Origin of the sequence: Bradyrhizobium valentinum, assembly GCF_001440405.1 — a bacterium.
GTDB classification, from domain to species: domain Bacteria; phylum Pseudomonadota; class Alphaproteobacteria; order Rhizobiales; family Xanthobacteraceae; genus Bradyrhizobium; species Bradyrhizobium valentinum.
The window spans coordinates 1-2251 of record NZ_LLXX01000214.1; the positions used below are offsets into that span (position 1 = coordinate 1).

The window sequence follows — 2251 nt, forward strand, 5'->3', positions numbered from 1 at the left end:
CGCTTCGAACTGTGGGTCGGCGCCGCGGTGCTCGCCAACAATCTCATGAGGATTGCGGCAATGCTGATGGCGGGATCGTCGCGCAGGCGAAAAGCTGCTTGATAGACCCGTAGGGCTGTCCCGGTCACTCAAAGTGGCCACGGCTCAGCGCATCTCAAGCTGACAGCCGGCGCGCAATACCTGAAACCAACTCAAAAATCATCTGTCCCGAGCTTGCCGGTCCCGTTGCTCTCCGTCATTTTGTGCCCAATCCATCGGCATAACTTGGATCGGCGCCCCCAAATCCGGGCGTTTCGCGACAGGAAACTAGCCTACTTTCCGGCGCAAAAATCGGCGGCCTTGTGCGGCTGCCAGAATCGCTCGCTGTGGCGAAAACTGCAAGGTCGGACGGATTGGGGTTGACTTGAAGCGGCAGCGTTGATTCATTCTTATGAATGATTCATAATCGAGCCCTTCAAACGCGTGAGAAGCTTGTCGACAAGCTACCGGTCACCGGCGAACTGCTGCGCGGCTCGCTGCTGGAGCGCACGGTTCGTCATAAGAGCGGCTGCCCGAAATGCGCGCGCGGCGAAGGGCACCAGGTGCATGTCCTGACGGTAAGCTATGCGGGCGGACGCGTGCGTCAGTTCAGCGTGCGGCGCGAGCGCGTTGCCGAGGTGCGCCGTTGGCTGGACAACTACCAGAAGCTGAAAGACGCGATCGAGGCGATCTGCGAGCTCAATCACCACCTGCTGCGCCCTGATGCGGCGGTGCCGCGGGGTAGGAAGAAACGTGATTGAGATGCGCAGAGCGCAACTGAGCTTCGGCGACGGCTTGATCGCCGGGGAAGTGAGCGATCTTCGCGAAGGCTGGATGACCCATGCTGACCGGGTTCTGGCGGATGAACAGATCGTCGGTGCGGTGTACGAGGCGCTGGCGAGACGACATCCCAAGAGTCGTGGTCGTGGTCGGCTGGGAGCGCCGGCCGAGGTGGTGTTGCGATTGTTGATCCTCAAGCACGTTCGCAACTGGAGCTATCACGTACTGGAACGCGAAGTGCGCGCCAACCTGGTTTACCGCGACTTCACCCGGGTGGGCGGCGGCAAGACGCCGGACGTCAAGACGATGGGACGTTGGGGCCTGGCTGTGGATCCGGACACGATCAAGCAGATTCACGACCGGATCGTGCAAATTGCGCAGCAACAAGGGGTGACGCAGGGACGCAGAATGCGCGTGGATACGACGGTGGTGGAGACCAACATCCATTACCCAACCGACAGCACGTTGCTGGGCGACGGGGTAAGGGTGTTGATCCGCACCATGAAGAAGGTCACCAAGATCGTCGGCACGGTCGGAACAAAACTGCGCGACCGAACGCGAAGCGTAAAACTGCGCCTGCTCGATATCTCGCGAACCGCGCGTGCCAAAGGACCGCTCAATCACGAGAAGCTCAAGCAAGGCTACCGGCGGCTGTTGAACTCGACGAGCCGTGTGGTGGGGCAAGCGAAGCGCTTCTCCCATGAGATCGCCACCGCCGTGAAGCGGGCCAGGGGCATCTTGAAGCGGCTGGCGCTGCAAGGTTTGCGGCTGGAGCTGGAAACGATGATGTCGCTCGTACGGCAGGTGATGCAGCAGACCCGGGAACGCATCTTCCGCGGCAACACGCGGGCGGAGGACAAGCTCTTCAGCGTGTTCGAACCCTCGACGGAGATCATTCGCAAGGGCAAGGCCGGCAAGCCCAACGAGTTCGGCAAGATGGTCAAGCTGCAGGAAGCCGAAAACCAAATCGTGATCGACTACGAAGTCTACGACCGGCGGCCGAGCGATTCGGACCTGTTGATCCCGGCCATCGAAATCCACCAAGCCAAGCTCGGTCGCACGCCACGTCTGGTCGCGGCAGACGCCGGGTTCTACTCCGCCAGGAATGAAGCCGCGGCGAAGGCAAGTGGCGTCAAACGCGTCTGCATCCCCAATCGCTCCACCAAGAGCGTCGCGCGCAAGCGCGAGCAGAAGAAGCGTTGGTTCCGCAACGGCCAGAAATGGCGGACCGGATGCGAGGGGCGCATCAGCGTGGCCAAACGGCGGCACGGGCTCGATCGCTGCGCTACAAAGGCAGCACTGGAATGAAGCGCTGGGTCGGGGCTCGGCGTTGTCGCTGACAATCTCATGAGCATCGGTCGCGTGATGGAAGAACAGTCACTCCAAAGCTAGTCCATTTCCAGCGCCAATCTTGGCCTCTCATCGCCCCGCGGCCCCCGCGGGGCTTCTCGTT

At 61.4% G+C, this 2251-nt stretch carries 1 protein-coding gene and 1 pseudogene; both read left to right on the forward strand.

Annotated elements, in window-relative coordinates:
- Nucleotides 1-434 precede the first annotated feature (434 nt).
- The gene (locus CP49_RS37105; RefSeq protein WP_057855061.1) at nt 435-779 is read left to right on the forward strand and encodes a DUF6788 family protein; all 345 of its coding nucleotides are present in this window, start codon (nt 435-437) and stop codon (nt 777-779) included.
- Nucleotide 780: 1 nt separating this feature from the next.
- Nucleotides 781-2190, forward strand: a pseudogene (locus tag CP49_RS37110) (ISNCY-like element ISBva1 family transposase).
- The last annotated feature ends 61 nt before the right edge of the window (nt 2191-2251 follow it).

What these genes read in the sequence shown, in the direction of transcription:
- CP49_RS37105 (WP_057855061.1), top strand. Translation starts at nt 435, where the DNA reads ATGATTCATAATCGAGCCCTTCAAACGCGTGAGAAGCTTGTCGACAAG.